Source organism: Salipiger sp. (genome assembly GCF_059781815.1).
Genome location: NZ_JBYNAH010000064.1, coordinates 1 through 22,784, shown reverse-complemented (window position 1 = coordinate 22,784; position 22,784 = coordinate 1). Strand labels below are relative to the sequence as shown.

Sequence of the window (22,784 nt, the reverse complement as noted above, 5' to 3'; positions counted from 1 at the left end):
TCGTGGCCGGCTACGCCGGGGGGGGGGCGGCGGCGCTCAAGAGCCATGTCGGGGTGAAGGGCGAGATGTTCCACCACCTGATCGCGAGCCTCAGGCAGGCGGCGGAGTAGCCGCCGCCCCCCCGAAATCACGTGTCGAGATTGGCCAGCATCTTGTGCATGACAGCAAGGAAGGTCTCGTAATCCTGCGGCGGAATGTCGGCCAGCATGCGGGCCTCGCACTCAAGCGCTATGGCCAGGATCTCGGCATGGACCCCTTGCCCCTCATCGGTCAGCCACCAGCTGCGCCGGCGTGGATCGCTGCCGGCGGCGGCGTAGCTGGCGAGCCCGCGCGCTTCGAGCAGCTTGAGCGAGCGGCTGGCCGCCGCCTTGTCGAGCCGGATCACCTCACAGATGCGGTTGGCGGTGATCTCGGGTTCGATGTTGAGCATCGCCATGACGCGCCAATCGACGATGCCGAGGTCGAAATCGCGCCGGTAGATCGCCGAGGTCTGTCGCTGCCACGCGCTGCTCACCGCGTTGAGCAGGAACGGCGCATAATGGTCGATGTCGAGGATACGGATCCCGGCACGGTCTCGGGTCGGGCTCGAGATGCGGTCCATCGGCTTTTCGGTCACGGGGCGGCGGCTCCAGGTTCGGTCATGCGGCTGTCAGGTCATAATTCCTTTGCAGGAGGCTGTCACGGGTCGGCACCGGGTCGGCGGCCAGCAGACGCCGCGCCTTCATGTGGATCTTGGCGTTGTTGATGGTTTCGACGGCAGTCAGGCGCTCGCCACGGAAGCGCAGCACCGCGCCATCCTCGAGCGTGACGCTGTCATCGCTGGGATCGGCGAGCCCCGCGATCTGTAGCTTCAGGTCCGCCTGATCCGACCAGAACCACGGCACCGCCGCATACGGCACGGAGGCGCCTTTGACGATGGTTTTCGCGATGGCGCGGGCGTGATCCGTGGCGGCCTGCACGCTTTCGAGCCGGATCCGGCGCCCGCTGCCGGGCTCGGGGAAGGCGGCGCAATCGCCAAGCGCGAAGATGCGCGGATCGCGCGTGCGCAGCTCGGCATCGACGGCAATGCCGTTGGCGATCTCGAGCCCGGCGGCCTCGGCCAGCTCGGTGTTGGGGCGCACTCCGGCGGCGAGCAGCACGAGATCGCCCGCGACCTCGGGGCCGTCGGCGAGGGTCAGCCCGGTTTCGGTGACCTCGGTGACACCGTTGCCGAGGTGCAGTTTTGTCCCGAGCGCCTCGTGCAGCGCGCGGAAGCGGCGCGACATCTCGGGCGAGACCGCGCGCGCCATCAGCCGCGGCGCGGCCTCGGCGACGCTGACCTCATGGCCCAGCCCCGCCGCCACGGCGGCGAACTCGAGCCCGATGAAGCCGCCGCCGATCACCGCCACCTTGCGCGGACGCTCGAGCGCGGCGCGCAGCGCGGCGGCATCCTCCAGCGTGCGCAGATCGAGCGCGCGCTCGACGCCGGGAATGGCCGGGCGCAGGTTGCGCGTGCCGGTGGCGAGGATCAGGTGATCGAAGGGCAGCGCCTCGGCGCCGATGCGGACGACCCCCGCCTCGCGGTCGATGGCGTCGACCCACTCGCCTGTGCGCAGGGTGATCTCCTTGGTGGCAAAGAAGCTCTCCGGGCGCAGCGCCAGCTTGTCGGCCTCGCCGGTCTTGAGGAAGGCCTTGGAGAGCGGCGGACGCTGGTAGGGCAGCCCCGGCTCGCCGCCGATCAGCGTGATCGGGCCGGAATGCCCCTCCTGGCGCAGCGACATGGCGGCCTGCAGCCCGCCCTGCCCCGCGCCCACGATGACAACGCGCCCCGCGCTCATACCTGCTCCTCCGGCAGGTGCACGACCAGCCCGTCGAGCGCCTCGCTCAGGGTGATCTGGCACGACAGCCGCGAGCGCTCGGTGACCTCGCAGACCGCGCTTTCGAGCATGTCTTCCTCGCCGTCCATGCGGTCGCCCGCGGCCGCCTGCCAGTCTTCATCGACATAGCAATGGCAGGTGGCGCACATCATCGAGCCGCCGCACTCTCCGACGATGCCGTCGAGACCGTTGGCGATGGCGAGGCTCATGACGCTGTCGCCGGGATCGCCCTCAAGCTCGGTGCGGGTGCCGTCATGGGCGACGTAGGTTACCTTGACCATAGGGGGTCTCCTTAGTTCGGAATGAGCGTGATGGGCAGCCGGTCGAGCGCTCGGATCGCGTTGTTCGGGCGCCAGACGGCCTCGCCCGCCGGCTCGATCCGGTCGACCTTGCGGATCAGCGCGCCGAGCACCGCCTCGAGCTCGCCGCGGGCGATGTTCTGGCCGACGCAGCCGTGGATGCCGGCGCCGAAGGCCACGTGGCCCACCGGCCTGCGGTCGACGCGGAAGACCTCCGGGTCGCCCCATTTCTCGGGGTCCATGTTGGCCGCGCCCAGCACGCAGAGCACCTTGCTGCCCTCCTCGACCGGGAAGCCCGCGATCTCGGTGTCGCGCCCGGCGGTGCGGCCGAAAGTGTGCACCGGCGAGGTGTAGCGCAGCACCTCCTCGAAGGCGGGACGGATCAGCTTCGGATCGGCCTTCAGGGCCTCCCACTGGTCGGGGTTCTGCGACAGGCACCAGAGCGCGTTGCCGATGCCGGTCACCGTGGTGTCGACGCCCGCCGACAGGAAGGAGCGCACCAGCATCCCCGCCTCGGCCTCGGTCAGCGTGCCATCGTCGGCGGAGGCGTAGACCATCGCGCCAAGCCCGTCCGCGCTCAGCCGGTCGCGGGCGCAGGCGGCGTTGATCCAGGGCACGATCTCGCCGGCGTGGCGCATCGCCTCGCGGCGCAGCGCGTTGTCGGGGCCGACCGCGTTGAACACCATCGCTCCGTAATCGACGAGATGGCGCGGATTGACGTCGGTCATGCCGACCGCCTTGGGGAAGACCGTGGTCGGGAAGGCCTCGGCGAGGTCGCTCACCGCCTCGATGGTGCCCCTCTCGAGCAGCTCGTCGACCAGGCGGTCGGCTGTTTCCTGGAACAGCTCGGCAAAGCCCTTGACCACCTTGGGCGAGAGCGCGCGCGACATCACCTTGCGGGTGCGGGTGTGCTCGGGCTGGTCGACCTCGAGAATGATCGAGGGCGGGCGCCACGGGTCTTCGAGCTTGAAATCGTTCAGGCCCACGCCGCGCGAGGAGACGAAATTTTCGTGGTCGGCAAAGACCTTGCGGGTGATCTCGTAGCGCCCCACCGCCAGCACGCTGTAGCGCGGGATATAGGTCAGCTCGCCCTGGGCGCGCAGGTTGGCATAATACTCGAGCGGGTCGCGCAGGATCTCGGTGTCGTAGGGATCGACATCCCAGACCGCGACGCCGCCTGCGGGGGTGATGGGCTTGTGGCCTTCGATAAGTGTCATGGCAGGTCCTTTCTCGGCTCAGTCCGCCAGCGCGACGCCGACATGGCGATGCAGAAGCTCCGCATCCTGTCGCAGCGCCTCGGCGGGCCCTTCGTGAACGATGGCGCCGTTGGCCATCAGCATGGCGCGGTTGGCAAAGGCCAGCGCGGCCTCGGCATGTTGTTCGACCAGCACCACGGCGCGGCGGCCGTCGCTGGCGAGCTGTTCGAACACCTCCATGAGCTGCTCGCAGATCACCGGGGCGAGCCCTTCGAGCGGCTCGTCGAGCAGGATCACGTCGGGCCGGGTCATCAGGGTGCGGGCGATTGAGAGCATCTGCTGCTCGCCGCCCGAGAGCTGGGTGCCACCGTTGCGGCGGCGCTCCTTGAGGCGCGGGAAGAGGGTGTAGGCCTCGTCGAGCGTGGCGTCGCCGCGCATGCACGACAGCAGGTTTTCCTCGACCGTGAGCGAGGGGAAGATGTCGCGGGTCTGCGGCACCAGCCCGAGCCCCAGCGCGTTGCGCTTATAGGGGGCGAGCCGGTCGATGGCGCGGCCCTTATATTGCACGCTGCCGCCATGCATCCGGGTCAGCCCCATAATGGTGTTCAGCAGCGTCGTCTTGCCCGCCCCGTTGCGCCCGATCACCGCCAGCCGCTCGCCCGGCACGACGGTGAGGTCGATGCCGCGCAGGACATGGGTCGGGCCGTAGCCGGCGGTGACGTCTTTCAGTTCCAGCGTGGTGTCTGCCTGCGCCTCAGCCATGCGCCCCTCCCAGGTAAAGCTCGCGCACCTGCGCGTTGGTGGCGATCTCCTGCGGCGTGCCCTCGGTCAGGATGCGCCCCTGCACCAGCACCACGATCGAGGTCGCGACGCGGAACACGAGATCCATGTCATGCTCGATCACCAGCACCGCCAGCTCGAGCGGCAGCCGCTCGATCGCCTCGATGATCAGGTGGGTCTCGCTTGAGGGCACGCCGGCGGCGGGCTCGTCGAGGATCAGCACCCGCGGCTTCAGCGCCAGGCTCAGCGCCATCTCGACCAGACGCTGCTGGCCATAGGCCAGATCGAGCACCGGGCGGTCGGCCAGCGAGCCGAGGTCGAACTGGTCGATCAGCGCCGCGATCTCGTCCTCGATGGCACGGTTGCTGTCGGCACGGGCGAACATGCGCCGCCCCAGCCCCTCGCGTTCCAGCACCGGCAGGCGCAGGTTCTCGCGCACCGTGAGGCGCGGGAACAGCGTGGTGATCTGGAAGGTCTTGGCGATGCCGCGCTTGACCCGCTGCGCCTCGTCGAGCCCGGCGATGTCCTCGCCGTCGAAGCGGATGGTGCCGCCCGAGGGGGTGAGGATGCCGGTGACGAGGTTGGCGAAGGTGCTCTTGCCCGCCCCGTTGGGGCCGATCAGCGCCTTGCGCGCCCCGGGCTTGAGGTCGAAGTCGATGTTCTCCGACACCACCAGCCCGCCGAAATGCTTGGAAAGCCCGCGAACCTCAAGACCCTGCATGACGACCTCCCTTGGCGAGACGTTTGAGGCTGGTGGGCAGCGCCGCGATGCCCGAGGGCAGGAAGAACACCACCGCAAGCACCAGCGCGCCGATGACGAAGAGCCAGTTGAACGGATCGTTGGCGGCGGCGGTGTGATGCACCGCCATGAAGATCACCGTGCCCAGCACCGCGCCGTAGAGCCGCCCGGTGCCGCCGAGGATCAGCATGATCAGCGCCTCGGCGGAGAGCGTGAAGGAAAACGCCTCGAGGCTGACGAGCTGGGTGATCTGGGCGCTGAGCGCGCCCGCGATGCCGGCGATGCCGCCGCCCAGCGTGTAGGCGGCGAGCCTGCGGCGATAGACCGAGACGCCGATCGCCTCCATGCGTTCGGGGCTCTCGTGGATGCCGCGCAGCGACAGCCCGAAGGGCGAGCGTCCGATGACGAAGAGCGCGGCGAAGACCAGCCCGGCAACCGCGAGCGCGTACCAGTAGCCGGTGATGCCGATGAAATCGAACTCCCAGAGCCCGAGCACCTTGCCGGGGCGGATGCCGCGCAGCCCGTCGGCGCCGCCGGTGACCGGGCGCGCCCGGTTGGCGCTCTCGGCGCAGATCTGCGCCACCGCGATGGTGAGCATGATCAGCGTCAGCCCCTGCGTGCGCATCAAGACCGCGCCCGAGAGCGCCGCCAGCGCCGCTCCGGCGAGCGCGCCGATCAGCAGCCCCGCGACCGGGTCGGCCCAGACATGGATGGCGAAGAGCCCGGCGGCATAGGCGCCGGCGCCATACATCGCCGCCTGCCCCAGCGTCGCGATGCCGGCAAAGCCCAGCACCAGGTCGAGCGAGAGCACCAGCACGATCATGATCAGGATGCGGGTCAGGAAGGCGAGGTTGTAGGGAAAGAGGAAATAGGCCGCGACCGCTGCGATCAGCATGACGAGTGCGGGAACGAACGGACGGGTCATCACGATGCCCTCCCCATGAGGCCCTGCGGGCGCAGCGCCAGGAACAGGATCACCAGCGCAAAGGTGACGATGGTGGCGAGGTCGGGCAGCAGGTAGCGGCTCGCGGTCTCGACGAGGCCGATGGCCAGCGCCGCAGCAAAAGAGCCGAGGATCGAGCCCAGCCCTCCGATGGCGACGACGATGAGGAACAGCACCATGTAGCGCAGCGGGTAATAGGCATCGATGGGCAGCAGCTCCGCCCCGAGGATGCCGCCAAGCGCCGCGAGCCCCGCGCCGAGCGCAAAGGTCAGCATGTAGATCCGACCGGTGTCGATCCCGAGCGCCGAGGCGGTGTCGCGGTTGTCGACCGCGGCGCGCAGGCGGATGCCAAAGCGGGTGCGGTCGAGCAGCGCCCAGAGGCCGAGGATCACCGCGAGCCCCACCACGATCACCGTCACCCGGTGCGCCGTGAGCTGGCGGAAGCCAAGGTCGATCGAGCGCTGCAGCGCCTCGGGCAGCGGGATCGCCAGCAGCGAGGAGCCGAGCCAGAGGTTGACCGTGGCGATCATCAGGAAGGTCAGGCCGATGGTGGCCAGCACCTGCTGCAGCTCGCCGAAGCCGTAGATCCGGCGGTAGACCAGCCGCTCGAGCGGCATGGCCAGCGCGACGGTGCCGGCGATGGCGAGTGCCGCGGCGGCGAGGAAGGGCAGGCCCAGCTCGCGGCCCAGCCAATGCGCCAGCGCGCCGCCGATCAGGGCGAAGCCGCCATGGGCGAGGTTGACCACCCGCATCAGCCCCATGGTCACCGACAGGCCGACGGCGATCATGAAGAGGATCATGCCATAGGCGATGCCATCGACCGCGATGTTGAGAAGAAGGCTCATGATGTGTCCCGTGTTCAGGTGGGACGGGCCAGCGCGGGGCGGCCCGTCCTGCCGGTCACTTGGTCCAGCCGAGATCGCCGACGGTGGCGATCACGCCCTGCTCGACATTTTCCAGCAGGCCGGTCTCGGCGTTGCGCGCGACCTCGCGGATATAGACGTTCTGGATCACCGTGCGGGTCTCGGGATCCATCTCGAGCGGGCCGCGCGGGCTCTCCCACTTGAGGCCGAGCGCTGCCTCGACCGCCGCCGGCCCGTCCGAGCCCGCCGCTTCGACCATCTCGTAGATCAGGTGCACGCCGTCATAAGCACCGACCGAGGCCCAGTTGGCGATGGCGTCGGGATGCAGCTCGCTCAGCGCGGCCAAGAAGGCGCGGTTGGCCTCGCTGTCATGGGCAGGGGAGTAGTGGTAGACGGTCTGCAGGCCCTCCGCCATCTCGCCCAGACCTTGCAGGTTGGTCTCTTCGGTCTCGGCGGTGCCGAGGAAGGTGATCCCGGCCTCCCGCAGCCCGTTCTCGTTGTAGGTCTTGGTGTAGGAGAAGGTCGGCGGGCCGCCCGGCAGGAAGGTGAAGACGGCGTCCGGCGCCTCGTCCTTCACGCGCTGCAGGATCGGGGTGAAATCGGTGGTCGAGAGCGGCATCCGCACGCTCTCGATGACCTCGCCACCCTTCGCCTCGAAGGCCGCCTTGAAAGCGGTCTCGGCGTCGATCCCGGGGCCGTAATCGCTGACCGTGGTGACGACGGTGCGGATGCCCTGGTCATAGGCCCATTCCGCCGCCGGGGCCGAGACCTGCGGCAGCGTGTAGCTGGTGCGCAGGTAGAACGGGCTCTCCTTGTTGATCGCCGAGGTGGCGGCGTTGAAGATCACCGTGGGCGTCTCGGACTGGGTGATCACCGGGCCGACCGCCAGCGCGTTCGGGGTGAAGGTGAAACCGGCGAGGTAATCGACCCGGTCGCGGATCAGCAGCTCCTGCGCCAGCGCCCGCGACTGGTCGGGGTTCACCCCTCCCACATCCTTGTAGATGAAGCTGATCTCGTGCTCGCCGGCAGAGGTGCCGTGCTGCGACTGGTAGGCCTCGACCGCCTGCTGGTACTGGATGCCATACTGGGCGAACGGCCCGGAGAAGGGCGCGATGACGCCCACCTTGATCTCGTCAGCGGTGGCAACAGTCAAGCCGAGACCGCAGACCGCCGAGACGGCGGTCAGGATGTGTCGAATAGTCATGGTTTCCTCCCGTTTTTGCGCCTCTTGCCGGCGCGGATCGCCTCTCCTCCGAGGCGGAATTGTGCCGCGTGCAGCGGCGATATCCGGTGCGCGGGCCGGATGTCAGCGGTCGCCGGCAGGGTGTGCCGGCGTCACCGTCGTAACTGGGTGTTGGTCCTCCTGAATGGCGCTCTCCTCAGCGCCATAGTTGATTCATCAACTGAATGCAGCCTGCCCGCCTTGAGTTGATATGTCAACAGTGCATGTTTGCGAGATCTGCACGACAGGCCGCCCGGCGCTCGCATCGCCGCGAAGCCGGATCTTCAACGCACTCATTGCATTTGATTTTTCGTTGCCGCCAACGGCCCGATCCAAGCGGACCGTTCGACAACGACCCGGCAGCCCTCAGGCCGCCGGACCGTCGACGATCATCATCGGGCAGCCGCGCGAGCAGGTCTCCACGCGGCTCTCGACACCGTAGAGCGACCGGATCAGCTCGGGCCGCAGAACTTCAAGCGTCGGGCCGGTGGCGTGGATCCGCCCCCCCGCGAGCGCGATGGTCGTGGTGCAGCAGCGCATCACCTGATTGAGATCGTGCAGCGCGAGGATCAGCACCGCGCCGGTCTCGCCCGCATAGACGCGCAGCGCGTCCAGCACCTCGAACTGCCGGTGCAGGTCGAGCGCCGAGGTGGGCTCGTCCATAAGCACGACCTTGGGCCGGGTCACCAGCGTCTGCGCCAGCGAGACCACCTGACGCTGCCCGCCCGAAAGCTCGGCGAGCTGGCGCTCGGCGAGCCCGGCGATGCCGAACCGCGCCAGCACCGCATCGACCGCCGAGAGCTCGGCAGAGCTGAGGCGCCAGCCGCCGCCGCCCTGCTTCAGCGCGAGGATGACCGACTCGAACACGGTGAGCGCGGCGGTCATGCCGGTATCCTGCGGCATGTAGCGCAGATCCTGCGCGTTCGCGCCGGTGAAGCGCACCGATCCAGCGCCCTTCATCTGCCCCGCGATGCGCTTGAACAGCGTCGACTTGCCGGCGGCGTTCGGCCCGACCAGCGCGGTCAGCACTCCGCCCGCGATCGGCGGCGTGCTGGCCTCGCGCAGCACCTCGCGCTGACCGTAGCGGGCGCTCAGCCCGTCGAGTTGCAGGCTCACCATGCCTTGCGCCCTTTCGTCAGGATCAGCGCCGCGAAGAACGGCACGCCGACCAGCGCCGTGATGATGCCGATGGGCAGCACCGCGCCGGGCAAGATCGCCTTCGACAGCACCGAGGTGGCCGACAGGATCAGCGCGCCCGAAAGCATCGCGCCTGGCAGGAAGAAGCGCTGGTCCTCGCCCAGCAGCAGCCGTGCGACGTGCGGCCCGACGATGCCGATGAAGCCGATGGTGCCGACGAAGCTCACCGGCACGGCCGCCAGCAGCGAGACCAGCACCAGCGCCTCGAGCCGCAGCCGCCGCACCGGCACGCCCATCGCGGCGGCGCGGGTCTCGCCCAGCCGGATCGCGGTCAGCGCCCAGGCCCGGCGCGCAAAGAGCGGCGCGCAGACCGCCAGCACCACCGCGGTCAGCGCCACCTTTCCCCAGGTCGCCTTGGTGAGGCTGCCCATGGTCCAGAACACCACCGCCGAAAGCGCCTGCTCGGTGGCAAAGTACTGCAGCAGGGCCAGCGCCGCGTTGAAGCTGAAGACCAGCGCGATGCCGAGCAGCACGATGGTCTCGACGGTGACGCCGCGCAGGGTCGAGAGGCCGAAGATCAGCAGCGAGGCCGCCATCGCCATGGCGAAGGCATTGACCGGCACCATGACCGACAGCGCCGCCGGGAACAGCGCCACGCCCAGCACCATGGCCAGCGCCGCGCCAAAGCTCGCGGCGGCCGAGAGGCCGAGGGTGAAGGGGCTGGCCAGAGGGTTGGCGAGGATGGTCTGCATTTGCGCCCCTGCGAGCGACAGGCTGGCGCCCACGGTGACCGCGAGCAGCGCCATCGGCATGCGGATATCCCAGACCACCACGCGCATCTGCAGCTCGGCGCTGGCGGGCGCAAAGAGGGTCTTCAGAACGTCTCCCACCGCGTAGCGCGCCGGGCCGAGCGACACGTCGACGGCGACGGAAAGCACCAGCAGCCCGGCGAGGAGAAACAGCAGCGCAACGCGGCGCGCGGCGCGGGCACGGTAGGCGGTCGCGGTGTCCGGCTGGCTTTCGAGATCGAGGCTTGCCATGGGATTTCCCGAAATGAGGTTGGCGGGCCGCGAGGGCCCGCCCGAGGGGATCAGTCGAGGGTGACCCAGTAGCCGGGGCGATAATCCACCGGCAGGAAGCGCGCGTGCAGCTCCTTCATGGTCGCATCGGGATCGAGATCCGGGAACAGATCGGGGTGCAGCCAGGTGGCGATCTTCTGGACCGCGGCAAAGCTGTAGGGGCTGTTGTAGAACTGGTGCCAGATGCCATGCACGTTGCCCTGCGCCACCGCCGCGACGCCGGTATAGGCCGGGCGCTGCATCAGCTTGGCGAGCTTGGCTTCCGCCGCCGCCATGTCCGAGCCCGGGCCCATGCCGACCCAGTCGCCGCCGGGCACGTAGGCATCCCAGTTGCCGCCGGTGACGATCACCTGCGACGGGTCCGAGGCGATGACCTGCTCGGCATTCACCGTGCCGAAGGTGGCGGGGATGAAGGCGCTGCCCATGTTGGTGCCCCCGGCGACCTCGACCATGTGGCCAAAATTGCCGTCGCCGAAGGACATGCAGCAATCCTCGGTGTAGCCGCCGGCCCGGTCGACAAAGACCAGCGGGCGCTCGAGATCGGTTTGCGCCTCGATGACGTCGGTGACCTTGGCCATCTGCGCGTCGAAGAAGGCGTTGAACTCGGCGGCGCGGTCATCTTCGCCGAACAGCTTGCCGATGATCTCCATCGAGCGCTGGGTGTTCTCGAAGGGCTTTTCGCGGAAATCGACATAGACCAGCGGGATGCCGACCTTCTCGAGCTTTTCTTCATAGCCGGCCTCGTCGGTGGCGGCCTTCGACTCGAGGTTCATGATCATCACGTCGGGATCGAGCGCCACCGCCTGCTCGATGTCGAAGGTGCCATCCTTGAAGCCGCCAAAGGTCGGAATGTCGCGCAGCGCCGGGAACTTCTCGGCATAGGCGGCATAGCTCTCGGGGGAAGCCTGCAGGAAATCGTCGCGCCAGCCGACCACGCGCTCGAACGGGTTCTCGCTGTCGAGCACCGCCGCGAAGAAGATCTGACGACCCTCGCCGAGGATGACGCGCTCGACCGGTCCGTCGACCGTCACCTCGCGGCCGGCGACATCGGTCACCGTGAGCGGATCGGCAAGCGCGGGCATGGCGGAAATCAGCGAAAGCGCCGCGGCGCTGGCAAGAAGACGAAGGGTCACGTTGGCCACCTCTTGTTGGTCGTTTTCTTGCCGCTACCATTCCTGACTTTTTTGATCAATCTAAAAACTGAGCAAAACAGTCATCTTCAACCGAACTACAGTTGGACATCATCGGGCATCAGGTGTTGACGACAAACTGTTGACAGTTAACAGGCCTGCGGGGCAAGGTGCCGGGCATCGAACGGATTCCCAGCAAGAGGACCTCATGAGCGGCCACCAACCCACCCCGCCCGGCACCCCGAACGTCACGCAGCAGCTTGCCGACTGGGTCGTGACAACCCAGACCACCGACATTCCCGCCGAGGTCCGTCAGGAGGGCCTGCGCACCTTCGTGAACTGGCTGGGCTGTGCCGTGGGTGGCGCCTCGCATGAAACCGTGGATGCCGCGCTCAAGGCGCTGATGCCGTTCAGCGGCCCGGCGACCTCGACGATCCTCGGCCGCACCGAGCGCATGGACGCGCTGCACGCAGCGCTGATGAACGGCATTTCCTCGCACGTGCTCGACTATGACGACACCCACCTCAAGACCATCATCCACCCGGCCGGGCCGGTGGCCTCGGCGATCCTCGCGCTGGCCGAGACGCGCACCGTCTCGGGAGAGGATCTGCTGACCGCGCTGATCCTGGGCGTCGAGGTCGAGTGCCGGATCGGCAATGCCGTCTACCCGCATCACTATGACCGTGGCTGGCACATCACCGGCACCGCGGGGGTGTTCGGCGCCGCCGCCGCCGCAGGCAAGCTGCTCGGGCTCGACACCCGTCAGATGCAATGGGCCTTCGGTCTTGCCGGGACCCAGGCTTCGGGCTTCCGCGAGCAGTTCGGCACCATGACCAAGAGCTTCCACCCCGGCAGCGCCGCCCGTAACGGGCTGGCCTCGGCGCTGATGGCGCAGGCCGGGTTCGACAGCTCCGAGCGCGTGCTCGAAGCGCCGCGCGGCTTTGCCTGCGTGATGTCGGACAAGCAGGACTGGGACGAGATCCTCGGCGGGCTCGGCAGCCGCTGGGAGGCCGCGCTCAATTCCTACAAGCCTTTCGCCTGCGGCATCGTCATCCACCCGGCGATCGATGGCGGCATTCAGCTCCGCGAGGAGCTGGGCAAGAAGGTGAACGAGATCGAGCGCGTGCACCTCACCGCGCATCCGCTGGTGCTCGAGCTGACCGGCAAGCGCGACCCGAAGACCGGGCTCGAGGGCAAGTTCAGCGTCTTCCATTCCACCGCCTGCGCCCTGCAGCGCGGCGACGGCGCGCCCACCGCCTTCACCGACGAGGTGGTCCGCCTGCCCGAGATCATCGACCTGCGCGACCGCATCACCGCCACCGCCGATCCCGACTGCCACAGCGCCTCGGTCACCATCGACGTGACCTTCCGCGACGGCTCCACCGCCCGCAAGGTGGTCGAGCGCGCCATCGGCAGCCGCGAGGTGCCGCTGACCGACGCGCAGATCACCGACAAGTTCCGCGTGCAATCGGCGCTGGTGATCGGCGAAGACCGCACCGCCGCGCTGCTCGACATGGCGTGGAAGACCGGCGAGCTTGCCAACGTCTCCGACCTGGCGCGGCTGTCAGTGCCGGACTGAGCTGTCCGGCTCCCAGGCAGGGTCTGCGGCGCGCAAGGGCCGTCTCGGGCCCCGGCCCAGGACGGCCGGTCAGCCCAGCCGGTCGGCGATCAGCCCGAGCGGATGACGCAGAGCCTTGCCCCCCAGCCTTTCGCTCTGGCAGCGGCAGGAAAAGCCCGTGGCGGCCGCCTCTTCGGCCTCGGCCACGGGCTTGGCCCAGCTCAGGTCGAAGAGCTTGCGCGACATCTCCTGGTGCCGGTTCTTGTGGCCGAACATGCCGGCCATGCCGCAGCAGCCGGTCGTCGGCGTCTCGATCGCCAGTCCGAGCGCCTCGAACACCTCCTGCCAGTCCTTGCGGGCCGCAGGGGCCGCAGTGCTCTCGGTGCAATGGGTGAAGAGGCTGAGCGCCCCGCCCTTGGCCTGCGGCAGCTTGGCACCGGCGCGCAGCTCGGCGGCGAGGAACTCCTGCGGCAGCAGCAGTTCCGGCACGTCGAACCCCGCCTTGCGGTAGTCCTGACGCAGCGCCATCACGAAGGCCGGGTCGAGCCCGATCATCGGCGCGCCGGTCGCCGCGCCCCTGCGCAGCGCCTCCGCGAGCCGCTCTGCCATCGCCCGGAAGGCCATGGGATCGCCGAGATCGCCCGCCACCTTGCCCGCCGGCAGCATCTCGACGAAGCGCGGCACATAGCCGAGCGCTTCCAGCCCGCGCAGCACGTCCCTCTGAGTCTGCTCATCGTAAAGCGCCGAGAACCAGTCCATCCAGACCAGCACCGTGCGCTCCGGCTGTGCTTCCTGCCCGAGCTCTCGCAGCGAGATCCGCGACGCGCGCGGCAGCGGGCGGGCAATCTCGGACGGCAGGTCGGTGACGCCGAGCACCCGCTCGGTGAGCTTGCGCGCCAGCGGCCAGAACGGCCGCGTCAGCGGTGCGGCGCGCAGCAGCCACGGGCTCAGCCGCTCGGCCAGCAGCATGGCGCGGTCGGTCAGCGGGCGTGCCTTCTCGGCATAGACCTCGGCATAGACCGCCGCCCGCATCGAGGGAATGTCGACCTGCACCGGGCAGGTCGAGGCGCAGGCCTTGCAGCCGAGGCAGGTGTCGAGCGTGCCCAGGAGATCCGCCTCCGAGACCGTCTGCGCGCCCGTCCGCTTGCCCTCATGCCAGGCCCGCATCGCATCGGCCCGGCCCTTGGGAGAGTGGCGCAGATCCTCGGTCGCCTTGAACGACGGGCACATCGGCGTGGTGGCGGCATAGCTCAGGCATTGCGCGTTGCCATTGCAACGAAACGCCTTCTCCAGCGGATCGCCCTCGGGCGCGTTGAACGGGCGGAAGGGCGTGGTGGCGATGCCCATCACCGGCGTGTCGGTGGCCACCAGCTTGCCCGGGTTGAACCGGCCCGCCGGATCAAAAGCCGCCTTCACCCCCTGCAGCGCCGCATAGGCCTCCGCCCCGATCCAGCCCTCGAGATAGGCGCCACGCACGCCCTTGCCGTGCTCGCCCCAGAAGATGCCGCCATGCCGGTTCACCAGCGCATAGATCTCATCCGAAACCGCGACCAGCCGCGCGCGATCCTCCTCGGCGTCGATGTCGAGCGCCGGGCGGATGTGCAGGCAGCCCACGTCGACATGGCCGTAGATGCCGAAGCTCAGCCCGTGGCGGGTCAGGATCTCGAGGAAGCCGTCGAGGAAGCTTGGCAGTTCCTCGGGCGGCACCACGCAATCCTCGACAAAGGCCACCGGCCGCGCCCGCCCCTCGACCTTCCCGAGCAGCCCGACACCGGCCGAGCGGATCGCCCAGAGCTCGCGGATCTCCTCGGCGCCGGAGGCCACATGCACCGCGCGGATGCCCGGAAGGCCACGCAGCCGCGCCTCGCAGGCGGCAAGCCCGGCCTCGAGCGCCTCGGCGCTGTCGCCGTTGAACTCCACGAAGGTATAGGCGAGCTTTTCGCCCCCCTTGGGCCGCAGCGCCTCGGGCAGACGCCCCAACAGCCCGGCCTCGCTGGCCAGTGCCTGCACCCGCTCGTCCATCACCTCGATGGCGGTGGGATCGTCCTGCATCAGCGGCAGCGCGGCGGCGAGCGAGTCGCGGAAGCTGGCGAAGCCCGCCACCACGAGGCGCTTCTCCTTGGGCAGCGGCCGCAGCCTGACCCGGATGCGGGTGATCGGCCCCAGCGTGCCTTCCGATCCCGGGAACAGCCGCCACCAGTCAAAGCCGCCCTGCTCGGGACAGGCGCGCTCGAGATCGTAGCCCGTGAAGCGGCGGTTGAGCCGCGGCGTGTTGGCGATGAAGGCCGCCCGCCCCGCCCGCGCCGCGCGCTCGGCGGCCTGCAGCATCGGCTGCGCCCAGCCGGGGGCCGGCGCGAGGCTCGAGACCAGACCCTGCCCGCGGGCAATCTCGACGCCGAGAAGGTTGTCGGAAGTCTTTCCATAGATCCGCGAGCCCTTGCCCGAGGCGTCGGTCGAGACCATGCCGCCCACCGCGCAGCGCGTCGAGGTCGAGGTCTCGGGCGCGAAGAACAGCCCCCTCGGGCGCAGCTGCGCGTTGAGATCGTCGAGCACGATGCCCGGCTCGACATCGGCCCACTGCCCCTCGGGGTCGACGGCGAGCAGCCGATGCATGTGGCGGCGCATGTCGAGGATCACGCCCCGGTTGAGGCTCTGCCCGTTGGTGCCGGTGCCGCCGCCGCGCGCGGTGAGCGGCAGGTGCGCGAACTCAGGTGTCTCGAGCACCGCCATGCAGGTCACGACATCCTCGGCATCGCGCGGCGCGACGATCAGATCGGGCAGGATGCGGTAGACCGAGTTGTCGGTCGACATGGCCGCACGCAGGGCGCTGTCGCGCTCCACCTCCCCGCGGAACCTGGCGGCGCGCAGGGCGGCGGGCAGCGTGGCGATGGCATCGGAAAGGCGGCGGTCAGGTGCGGTCATGAAGGTCTCCTTGGTCGGCGCATATTGACCGAAGCAGCGCGTTCTTTAAAATTGAAAGATATGAAGATTGATACGAAAAATACGAATTTCAATCTGCGCCACCTGCGGGCGATCCACGCGATCTGGGCCGAGGGCAGCTTTGCCCGCGCCGCCGACCGGCTTGGTGTGGTGCCCTCGGCGCTGACCGAGACGGTGCGGCAGATCGAGGAGATCGCCGGCGGTGCGCTCTTCGACCGCCGCAGCCGCCCGCCGGTGCCGACGCCGCTGGGGCTCGATTTCCTCAAGGATACCGCGCCGCTCCTCGACGCGCTCGATCTGTCGCTGACCCGGCTGCGGGCACAGGCGCACGGCCTGCACGGGGCGCTGCGCATCGGGGCCACGCCCTCGGCGATCACCCCCCTCATCGCGCCGGCCGTCGCCGCGTTTCGCAGCGACCATCCGGAGGTGAACCTCACCCTGCATGACGATGTGGCCGAGACGCTCGCGGCGATGGTTGCGGACGGTCGGCTCGACCTCGCGATCGCCGGACGGGCGCGCCACTCGCCCGACCTCGTGCAGACCGAAATCGCGACGGACCCGTTCGGCCTCGCCTGCGCGACCGATCACCCGCTCGCGACAGGCCCCGAGCCCGTCCGGCTTGCCGATATCGACCCGCAGGATCTCATTCACCTGGGCACCGAGGCAGGCGCGTCGCGGCTGCTCGCCGCGCACCCCGCCCTGCCCGGACCGCTGAAGACCGGCCCGCTGCGCAGCCATTCCACCATCGCCCAGCTCTGCCTGGTGCGCGCGGGGATCGGCGTGGCGCTGTTGCCGCGCAACGCGGTGCTGTTGTTCAACGACCCCGGCATCGTGTTCCGCCAGGTGCGCGATCTCGAGCTCGACAGAAAGCTCTACCTCCTGACCCACGCGCGGCGCGCGCCAAGCCCGGTCGCCGAGCGGTTCGAGGAGACCTTCCGAAAGATCGCCTTCGCCAGCTAGAAACTGCGCTTTGACCACCTCCGCCGACCGCCGAGACAAGTGTCGCGGTGCGCTCCTGCCAGCACCCGCCCTACCCTGCCGCGACCCAGTCCTGCCGCAGCGCCTTGCGGCGGATCTTGCCAAAGCCGTCGCGGGGCAGCGCCTCGCAAAGTTTCACCTGCTTGGGGATCTCCTGCGGGCTCAGGTGCGCGGCGCAGAAATCGTGCAGCGCGCGCTGGTCGGGGGCGCTGTTGTCCTTGGGCACCACGCAGGCCACCACCCGCTGGCCCCATTCGCGGTCATCGATGCCGAACACCACCGCGTCGCGGATCTCGGGGTGCTGCAGCAGCACCGCCTCGACGGTCTCGGGGTGAACCTTGACGCCACCGGTGTTGATCACGTCGTCACGCCGCCCGCCGAGATAGAGGAAGCCGTCGGCGTCGAGCCAGCCGACATCGCCGATGCTCTGGAAGCCATCCGCATCGCGCTCGGGCTGCGGTGCGTCGGGGCCGGTGTAGTGGCTGCGCGCGCCCAGATCGGCGGGGCGCATGAAGATCTCGCCGGTCTCGCCGGTCGGCTGCAGCGCGCCATCGGGGCCGTAGATGCGGATCTCGGTCTCGAAGCCGCGCCCCACGGACCCGCGATGCTCGAGCCATTCGGTGCCGGTGATCGTGGTCTGGCCGGTGTTCTCGCCCGAGCCATACATCTCGGTGACCCGCTCGGGGCCAAGCACGTCGATCCACGCCTGTTTCAGCCATCCGGCGCAGGGCGCGCCGGTGTGGTAGAGCGCGTGCAGGCTCGACAGCGTCGCGCCGCTCTCCTCGAGATGGTCGATCATCCGCACCATCATCGTCGGCACCAGCATGGCGAAACCGACCTCGAACCGGTCGATGGCCTGCAACGCACGCACCGCGTCGAAACGCTCCATGAGCACCAGCCGGTTGCCTTCGAAGAGCCCGTTCTGCGCACAGGTGAAGGGCGCGTTATGCGACATCGCCCCGCAGACCAGCTGCACCTGGTCGCAGCGGAAGCCGAGCCGCGGCGCCACCCGGCCCCAGCTCGAGCCCGGCACGCGGGTGAAGGGGCGCTCGTCGCACATCATCTTGGGCAGGCCGGTGGAGCCGCCCGACAGCACGATCTTGCCCGGGGTCGAGATGCGGTCCTCGACCGGGGTTTCTGGCAGCGCCGCGGCCTCCGCCTCGAACTCGGCCAGCGTCATGTCGCCCGTGCCCGGGCGCTGCGCGATGACCAGCGCCGCGCCACTGCGCGCCTTCATGGCCTGCGCGGTCTCGGGCAGGATGCCGGGATCGAGCACCATGGTGGTGGCGCCGCAGCGCCAGACCGCGATGGCCATCGCCAGATGGGCGGGGATGTTGCCGAGGGCGAAGGCGACCACGTCGCCCTGCCCCACGCCGCGCGCGGCAAGCGCGCGGGCGAAGCGGTCGGTCAGGACGTTGAGCGCCTCCCAGCTCAGCGACTGCTCTGCGCCTTTCGCCGGCAGGAAGCGCAGGGCCTCGGCGTCGCCGCGCTCGGCGGCGAGCTGGCGCAGCCTTGCGCCGTAGCTGATCGGTGTCACCGTCATGATCCGTCCTTCAGGTCGTCAGACTTCCTCGAAATGGATGTCCTGCGCGCCCTCCCACAGCACCTTGGGCCCGATTTCCTTCAGCTTGTCGAGGTTCGACGTGAGCGTGATGAAATGGTTGCCCGCGAGCTGCCCCATCTTGGAGGCAAAATGCACGCCGCCATAGGCCAGCAGGATCTCGGTCTCCGAGATGCCGCCGGGATAGAGGATGAACTGGCCCGGCGCCGGGAAGCTGGTGTGGTTCTCGTACTCGACGCCGAAATCGGTCTCGCCGAGGGGGATCCACACGCCCTCACCCGACCAGCGCACATGCACCACCTTGCTTGTGTAGGGCATCTGGGCGCGGAAGGCGGCGACGGTCTTGGGCGCGGCCTCTTCCTCGAAGCGGGCGTCGAACTCGATGCCGGCGATGGTGACTTTGAGCTTGGTCATGGTCTTGTCCTTGAAAGGTTATTCGATGAGCCCGAAGAGGCGCGGCAGGAACAGCGACAGGTCGGGAATGAAGGTCACCGCGAGCAGCATGGCGAAGAGCCCGGCCAGCGGCCAGCCGAGGCGGCGCGACACCTGCAGCACCGACCGCCCGGCGACGCTCGACGAGACGAAGAGCGAGACGCCGTAGGGCGGGGTCACGGTGCCGATGGCGCAGTTGAGGATGACGAGCAGCGAGAAGTGGATCGGATCGACCCCCATCTGTGCCGCGATCGGCGAGAGCACCGGCACGATGATCAGGATCGCGGCGATGGTCTCGAGGAACATGCCCACGAAGAGGAACAGCAGGTTGGCGATGATCAGGAAGATCAGCGTGCTGGTCGAGACGCTGGCGATCCAGTCGCCGAGAATGCGCGGCACGTTGGCATTGGCGATCAGCCACGAGAACACGCTGGCGGTGCCGATGATCAGCATCACCGCCGCCGACAGCGAGGCGGTGCGCAGGATCAGCCCCGGCAGCGTCGCGATCTTGAGGTCGCGATAGACGAAGAGCCCAACGAGCAGCCCGTAGAAGCCCGAGATCGCGGCGGCCTCGGTCGGGGTGAAGACCCCTCCGAGGATACCGCCGAGGATCAGCACCGGCATCCCGGCGGCGGGCAGCGCCGCCCAGCCTGTGCGGCCCAGGCGCTTGAGGGTGAAGGGCTCGGTCTCGCGATAGGCGGGGCCGCCCTTGCGGGCCTGGAAATAGGCGATGATCATCAGCATCACGATGCACATCAGCCCCGGCAGCACGCCGGCGATGAACAGCGCCCCGATCGAGACGTTGGAGATCACCGCGAGGATCACCATGGTCAGGCTCGGCGGGATGACCTGCGCGATTGAGCCGGCGCAGGCGATCAGCGCCGCGCCGAAATCGACGTCATAGCCGCGCCGGCGCAGCTGCGGCTGCATGATCGCCGAGATCGCGGCGGTGTCGGCGGAGCCCGAGCCCGAGATCGCCGCGAGGCCCGCGGCGGCGACGCAGCTCACCTGGTAGAGGCTGCCCACGACCCAGCCGATCAGCGCCGAGGCGAAGTCGACGATGCGGCGCGAGATGCCGCCCGCGTCCATGATGACGCCGGCAAAGACGAAGAACGGGATCGCCATCAGGGTGAAGGAATTGAGCCCGGCAAAGACGCGCTGGCTGACGATGGCGACGGGCACGTCGGTGGTCGTCACCAGTGCGAGCACCGCCGAGGCGCCGAGCACGAAGACAACCGGCACGCCAAGGGCCAGGAGGAAGACGAAGGCGGCAGCGATCACCAGCATCAGATCGCCTCCTCGGCATCGGGCTCGGGCGGCGGGAAGGGATTGTCCCAGCGCTGGATGACGGTGAGCAGCAGCTCGAGCGCCATGTAGCCGGCGCCGAAGGGCAGGCAGACATAGATGTATTTCATCGGCACGCGCAGCGCCGGAGAGCTCTGGAATTCGCCCATGCGCAGCAGCGGCAGGCTGCCATAGGCCAGCACCGCGAGGAAGCTCGCGACCACCAGCGCGATGGCCACAAGTGCGACGCGGGCGGCGGGCAGCGGAAGCTTCGCGGGCAGCATGTCGATGGCCACGTGCTGGCCCCGCGCCACGGCCACGCCGGAGCCCAGCAGCACCAGCCAGATCTGGCTGAAGGTCGCGATCTCGGAGGCCTGCGCGATGGAGTAGTTGAAGACGTATCGCCCCCCGACCTGCACCAGCACCGCGATCATCATCACGGTGAAGAGCAGGATGACCACGCCCGAGACGACGAAGCGCAGGGCAAGGCAGAGGCGTTCCAGAAGGGCGAACATGCGCGGGCTTTCCTTACGAGAAGCCCCGGCCGCGGATGGGCGCGGCCGGGGGAGTGGGGTCAAGTTGGGAGATTACTCGACCGATTTCACAAGCTCGAAGATTTCTTTCTGCGCGTCGCTCTCGAGATACTTTTCCTGCACCGGGGCCGCCGCTTCGCGGAAGGCAGCGGTATCGGGGCGGGTGATCTTCACGCCGACCTTTTCGAGATCCGCAAAGCGCGCGTTGTCGCTGGCGAGATAGGCGGCGCGCTCGGCCTTGCCGGCCTCGAGGCCCGCCTCGTCGAGCGCGGCCTTCACGTCATCGGGCAGCGCCTCGTAGGCGGCCTTGCCCATGATCACCGGCGCGACCAGTTCGAGCCAGCCGACCACGGCCCAGTCGGGCGCGACCTCGTAGAACTTCTGCGAGTAGAAGTTGGTGTTGGCGGCCTCGGCACCGTCGACCACGCCGGTCTCGAGCGCGCCGTAAAGCTCGGTATAGGCGATCGGGGTGGCGTTGGCACCGAAGGCGTTGAAGGTGTCGACGTGGGCCGGGTTCTGCATGGTGCGGATCTTCAGACCTTCCATGTCGGCGAGCGACTGGATCGGCTTCTTGGTCATGATGTGACGGGTGCCGGCCGAGAACACCGCGAGCAGGTGGAAGCCTTTCTCGTCGAGCGCGCCGCCGATGGCGTCGAGCACCTCGGGGTTGCTCAGGGCGCGGTCCATCTGCTCGGCATCGTCGAACAGGAAGGGCAGCGAGAACACCGACAGGTCGGGCACGAAGTTGGCCAGCGTCGAGTTGGCGGTCACGGCGATGTCGACGGTGCCGATCTGGGTGCCCTGGATGCTCTCCATCTCGTCGCCGAGCGTGGCGTTGTCAAAGACCTCGATGGTGGCGGCGCCGCCCGATTTCTCTTCGAGGATCTCGGCCATCTTGCGCATGCCGACGCCATAGGGCTCGTCGGCATTGGCGTTGTGGCTGGCCTTGAGGGTGATCTCCTGTGCGAAGGCCGGGGCGGCGACGGCGGTCGCGCCGAGCGCGATGCAGAGGGCGAGGTTAGTGAGTTTCATGATGGTCTTCCCTGTTGGGTTTGTCTCTGTTGGGGCGGACATTGTCCCCCGGCGCGTACGCCGGGATCAGGCCTCCGCCAGCAGCCCGAGATCTTTCAGAATGGTTTCCAGCTCTGCGCGCTTGGCCTCGGGCAGAGGCAGGCGCGGCGGGCGCGGGTCGCCCATCGGGCGTCCGATCATCGTCATCGCGGCCTTGGTGGCCGAGACGTAAAGGTCGCCTGCCAGTGCATTGATCAGCGGCAGGCTCTTAATATAGAGGTCGCGGCCCTCTCCGGAGCCGTCGACCGTGCGCTCGAAGGTTTCCGCCGAGAGCTTCGGCGCGATGTTCGACATCACCGAGCTGTAGCCCTCGGCCCCGGCAAGATAGCTCTCCCAGGGATAATACCCGGCAAACACCGTCATCCGGCCCTGGCAGGCCTCGAGCAGCTCGGTCACCCGGTGCACGTTCTTCGACGTATCCTTGATGTAGGAGATGTTCTCGACCTCGGAGAGCCGGCCCACGAGGGCGGCGCTGAGGTCGACATTGGCGGTGAACGGGTTGTTGTAGAGCATCACCGGGATCGACAGCGCCTCGGCGACGCGGGTGAAATGCACGGTGAGCTCCGCGTCGGTGGGCGAGGAGTAATAGGGCGGCACCAGCATCACACCGTCGGCGCCGAACGCCTCGGCCTCGCGGCTGATTTCGACCGCCTCGTCGGTCCATTCGGCGGCGGTGCCGATCAGCACTGGCACGCGGCCGGCGGTCTGCTTGATGACGGTCTCGGCGACGGCGGCGCGCTCGTCACGGGTGAGCGACAGGAACTCGCCGGTGCTGCCGAGCGGGATCAGGCCGTGCACGCCCTCTTCGATCTGCCAGTCGACATAGCTGCGCAGCGCCTCAAGATCGACGCGGCCCTCCGCATCGAACGGCGTCACGCAGACGGTGTAGCTCCCCTTGAAGGTCATTCCGGTCCTTTCCGATCTCGGCAGTGCCGATCCAAATCTGTTGCACTCACGTTTGATCTGATCAGATAATGAGTCAACTCGTCAGCTTCCCGGCGAGCCGTTTTCTCCCCTGCCGCCAAGGAGCCGCACCATGCCCTTCATCGAAATCATCGACCGCGACGCAACTCAGGAAATACGGGAGGTTGCGACGAAAGACATGACCGATGGTCTCTGTCAGGCCTTCGACATCAAGCCGGAAATCGTCACCTGCTATTATTTTTCGGCACCCGACTATTCC

Annotated in this window: 21 protein-coding genes; 2 read left to right on the top strand and 19 right to left on the bottom strand. The window is 68.4% G+C overall.

All coding sequences use genetic code 11. From position 1 onward, the window contains the following. Positions 1-127: 127 nt before the first annotated feature. From AC6RA4_RS09700 to AC6RA4_RS09645, 12 genes are all read right to left on the bottom strand, one after another. Positions 128-616, bottom strand: a complete 489-nt coding sequence (locus tag AC6RA4_RS09700; RefSeq protein WP_500159777.1) for a MarR family winged helix-turn-helix transcriptional regulator — start codon at positions 614-616, stop codon at positions 128-130. A gap of 22 nt (positions 617-638) precedes the next feature. Continuing rightward, positions 639-1,817, bottom strand: coding sequence for an NAD(P)/FAD-dependent oxidoreductase (locus tag AC6RA4_RS09695; protein ID WP_500159775.1), 1,179 nt, complete (start codon positions 1,815-1,817; stop codon positions 639-641). Further along, a complete protein-coding gene (locus tag AC6RA4_RS09690; RefSeq protein ID WP_500159772.1) occupies positions 1,814-2,137 on the bottom strand; it encodes a 2Fe-2S iron-sulfur cluster-binding protein in 324 nt (107 codons plus the stop codon). Before AC6RA4_RS09690 ends, AC6RA4_RS09695 begins: the two co-directional genes overlap by 4 nt. Positions 2,138-2,148: 11 nt before the next feature. Then, positions 2,149-3,372 carry a cytochrome P450 gene (locus tag AC6RA4_RS09685; protein ID WP_500159770.1) on the bottom strand — a complete coding sequence of 408 codons (1,224 nt, stop codon included), beginning with the start codon at positions 3,370-3,372 and terminating at the stop codon, positions 2,149-2,151. 18 nt (positions 3,373-3,390) lie between these two features. After that, complete coding sequence (locus AC6RA4_RS09680; RefSeq protein ID WP_500159769.1) at positions 3,391-4,113, bottom strand: ABC transporter ATP-binding protein; 723 nt, start codon at positions 4,111-4,113, stop codon at positions 3,391-3,393. Beyond that, the gene (locus AC6RA4_RS09675) at positions 4,106-4,852 is read right to left on the bottom strand and encodes an ABC transporter ATP-binding protein (RefSeq protein WP_500159767.1); all 747 of its coding nucleotides are present in this window, start codon (positions 4,850-4,852) and stop codon (positions 4,106-4,108) included. Before AC6RA4_RS09675 ends, AC6RA4_RS09680 begins: the two co-directional genes overlap by 8 nt. Then, the gene (locus AC6RA4_RS09670) at positions 4,839-5,795 is read right to left on the bottom strand and encodes a branched-chain amino acid ABC transporter permease (protein ID WP_500159765.1); all 957 of its coding nucleotides are present in this window, start codon (positions 5,793-5,795) and stop codon (positions 4,839-4,841) included. The genes AC6RA4_RS09675 and AC6RA4_RS09670 overlap by 14 nt, the downstream gene beginning before the upstream one ends. Continuing rightward, positions 5,795-6,658, bottom strand: coding sequence for a branched-chain amino acid ABC transporter permease (locus AC6RA4_RS09665; protein ID WP_500159763.1), 864 nt, complete (start codon positions 6,656-6,658; stop codon positions 5,795-5,797). Before AC6RA4_RS09665 ends, AC6RA4_RS09670 begins: the two co-directional genes overlap by 1 nt. Positions 6,659-6,713: 55 nt before the next feature. Beyond that, positions 6,714-7,880 carry an ABC transporter substrate-binding protein gene (locus tag AC6RA4_RS09660; RefSeq protein WP_500159761.1) on the bottom strand — a complete coding sequence of 389 codons (1,167 nt, stop codon included), beginning with the start codon at positions 7,878-7,880 and terminating at the stop codon, positions 6,714-6,716. Between the two features lie 384 nt (positions 7,881-8,264). Beyond that, entirely contained in the window at positions 8,265-9,017 is a 753-nt protein-coding gene (locus tag AC6RA4_RS09655; protein ID WP_500159759.1) for an ABC transporter ATP-binding protein, read from the bottom strand. Then, positions 9,011-10,075, bottom strand: coding sequence for a FecCD family ABC transporter permease (locus AC6RA4_RS09650; protein ID WP_500159757.1), 1,065 nt, complete (start codon positions 10,073-10,075; stop codon positions 9,011-9,013). The genes AC6RA4_RS09655 and AC6RA4_RS09650 overlap by 7 nt, the downstream gene beginning before the upstream one ends. A gap of 50 nt (positions 10,076-10,125) precedes the next feature. Next, entirely contained in the window at positions 10,126-11,247 is a 1,122-nt protein-coding gene (locus AC6RA4_RS09645; RefSeq protein ID WP_500159755.1) for an ABC transporter substrate-binding protein, read from the bottom strand. A gap of 205 nt (positions 11,248-11,452) precedes the next feature. Here AC6RA4_RS09645 and AC6RA4_RS09640 point away from each other — a divergent pair, with 205 nt between their 5' ends. Further along, complete coding sequence (locus AC6RA4_RS09640; protein WP_500159753.1) at positions 11,453-12,823, top strand: MmgE/PrpD family protein; 1,371 nt, start codon at positions 11,453-11,455, stop codon at positions 12,821-12,823. Positions 12,824-12,892: 69 nt separating this feature from the next. On the opposite strand, the gene AC6RA4_RS09635 is transcribed toward AC6RA4_RS09640, so the two are convergent. Beyond that, entirely contained in the window at positions 12,893-15,724 is a 2,832-nt protein-coding gene (locus AC6RA4_RS09635) for an FAD-binding and (Fe-S)-binding domain-containing protein (protein WP_500159751.1), read from the bottom strand. A 60-nt stretch (positions 15,725-15,784) separates the two neighbouring features. Between AC6RA4_RS09635 and AC6RA4_RS09630 the strand changes: the two genes are divergently transcribed. Then, positions 15,785-16,702, top strand: a complete 918-nt coding sequence (locus AC6RA4_RS09630) for a LysR family transcriptional regulator (protein ID WP_500159749.1) — start codon at positions 15,785-15,787, stop codon at positions 16,700-16,702. Positions 16,703-16,772: 70 nt separating this feature from the next. On the opposite strand, the gene AC6RA4_RS09625 is transcribed toward AC6RA4_RS09630, so the two are convergent. The 6 genes from AC6RA4_RS09625 to AC6RA4_RS09600 form a co-directional block, all read right to left on the bottom strand. Beyond that, the gene (locus AC6RA4_RS09625) at positions 16,773-18,263 is read right to left on the bottom strand and encodes an AMP-binding protein (RefSeq protein ID WP_500159747.1); all 1,491 of its coding nucleotides are present in this window, start codon (positions 18,261-18,263) and stop codon (positions 16,773-16,775) included. 18 nt (positions 18,264-18,281) lie between these two features. Further along, on the bottom strand, positions 18,282-18,695 hold the full coding sequence (locus tag AC6RA4_RS09620) for a DUF3830 family protein (RefSeq protein WP_222605695.1): 414 nt from the start codon (positions 18,693-18,695) through the stop codon (positions 18,282-18,284). Positions 18,696-18,713: 18 nt separating this feature from the next. Continuing rightward, a complete protein-coding gene (locus AC6RA4_RS09615; protein ID WP_500159745.1) occupies positions 18,714-20,000 on the bottom strand; it encodes a TRAP transporter large permease in 1,287 nt (428 codons plus the stop codon). Next, a complete protein-coding gene (locus AC6RA4_RS09610; RefSeq protein ID WP_500159743.1) occupies positions 20,000-20,512 on the bottom strand; it encodes a TRAP transporter small permease in 513 nt (170 codons plus the stop codon). Before AC6RA4_RS09610 ends, AC6RA4_RS09615 begins: the two co-directional genes overlap by 1 nt. A 72-nt stretch (positions 20,513-20,584) precedes the next feature. Continuing rightward, entirely contained in the window at positions 20,585-21,562 is a 978-nt protein-coding gene (locus tag AC6RA4_RS09605) for a TRAP transporter substrate-binding protein (RefSeq protein ID WP_500159741.1), read from the bottom strand. A gap of 66 nt (positions 21,563-21,628) precedes the next feature. After that, positions 21,629-22,507, bottom strand: coding sequence for a dihydrodipicolinate synthase family protein (locus AC6RA4_RS09600; protein ID WP_500159739.1), 879 nt, complete (start codon positions 22,505-22,507; stop codon positions 21,629-21,631). Positions 22,508-22,784: the final 277 nt, after the last annotated feature.

Coding starts and splice junctions, on each gene's coding strand:
- AC6RA4_RS09695 (WP_500159775.1), bottom strand. CDS start 1,817: ATGAGCGCGGGGCGCGTTGTCATCGTGGGCGCGGGGCAGGGCGGGCTG.
- AC6RA4_RS09690 (WP_500159772.1), bottom strand. CDS start 2,137: ATGGTCAAGGTAACCTACGTCGCCCATGACGGCACCCGCACCGAGCTT.
- AC6RA4_RS09685 (WP_500159770.1), bottom strand. CDS start 3,372: ATGACACTTATCGAAGGCCACAAGCCCATCACCCCCGCAGGCGGCGTC.
- AC6RA4_RS09680 (WP_500159769.1), bottom strand. CDS start 4,113: ATGGCTGAGGCGCAGGCAGACACCACGCTGGAACTGAAAGACGTCACC.
- AC6RA4_RS09675 (WP_500159767.1), bottom strand. CDS start 4,852: ATGCAGGGTCTTGAGGTTCGCGGGCTTTCCAAGCATTTCGGCGGGCTG.
- AC6RA4_RS09670 (WP_500159765.1), bottom strand. CDS start 5,795: ATGACCCGTCCGTTCGTTCCCGCACTCGTCATGCTGATCGCAGCGGTC.
- AC6RA4_RS09665 (WP_500159763.1), bottom strand. CDS start 6,658: ATGAGCCTTCTTCTCAACATCGCGGTCGATGGCATCGCCTATGGCATG.
- AC6RA4_RS09660 (WP_500159761.1), bottom strand. CDS start 7,880: ATGACTATTCGACACATCCTGACCGCCGTCTCGGCGGTCTGCGGTCTC.
- AC6RA4_RS09655 (WP_500159759.1), bottom strand. CDS start 9,017: ATGGTGAGCCTGCAACTCGACGGGCTGAGCGCCCGCTACGGTCAGCGC.
- AC6RA4_RS09650 (WP_500159757.1), bottom strand. CDS start 10,075: ATGGCAAGCCTCGATCTCGAAAGCCAGCCGGACACCGCGACCGCCTAC.
- AC6RA4_RS09640 (WP_500159753.1), top strand. CDS start 11,453: ATGAGCGGCCACCAACCCACCCCGCCCGGCACCCCGAACGTCACGCAG.
- AC6RA4_RS09635 (WP_500159751.1), bottom strand. CDS start 15,724: ATGACCGCACCTGACCGCCGCCTTTCCGATGCCATCGCCACGCTGCCC.
- AC6RA4_RS09630 (WP_500159749.1), top strand. CDS start 15,785: ATGAAGATTGATACGAAAAATACGAATTTCAATCTGCGCCACCTGCGG.
- AC6RA4_RS09625 (WP_500159747.1), bottom strand. CDS start 18,263: ATGACGGTGACACCGATCAGCTACGGCGCAAGGCTGCGCCAGCTCGCC.
- AC6RA4_RS09620 (WP_222605695.1), bottom strand. CDS start 18,695: ATGACCAAGCTCAAAGTCACCATCGCCGGCATCGAGTTCGACGCCCGC.
- AC6RA4_RS09615 (WP_500159745.1), bottom strand. CDS start 20,000: ATGCTGGTGATCGCTGCCGCCTTCGTCTTCCTCCTGGCCCTTGGCGTG.
- AC6RA4_RS09610 (WP_500159743.1), bottom strand. CDS start 20,512: ATGTTCGCCCTTCTGGAACGCCTCTGCCTTGCCCTGCGCTTCGTCGTC.
- AC6RA4_RS09605 (WP_500159741.1), bottom strand. CDS start 21,562: ATGAAACTCACTAACCTCGCCCTCTGCATCGCGCTCGGCGCGACCGCC.
- AC6RA4_RS09600 (WP_500159739.1), bottom strand. CDS start 22,507: ATGACCTTCAAGGGGAGCTACACCGTCTGCGTGACGCCGTTCGATGCG.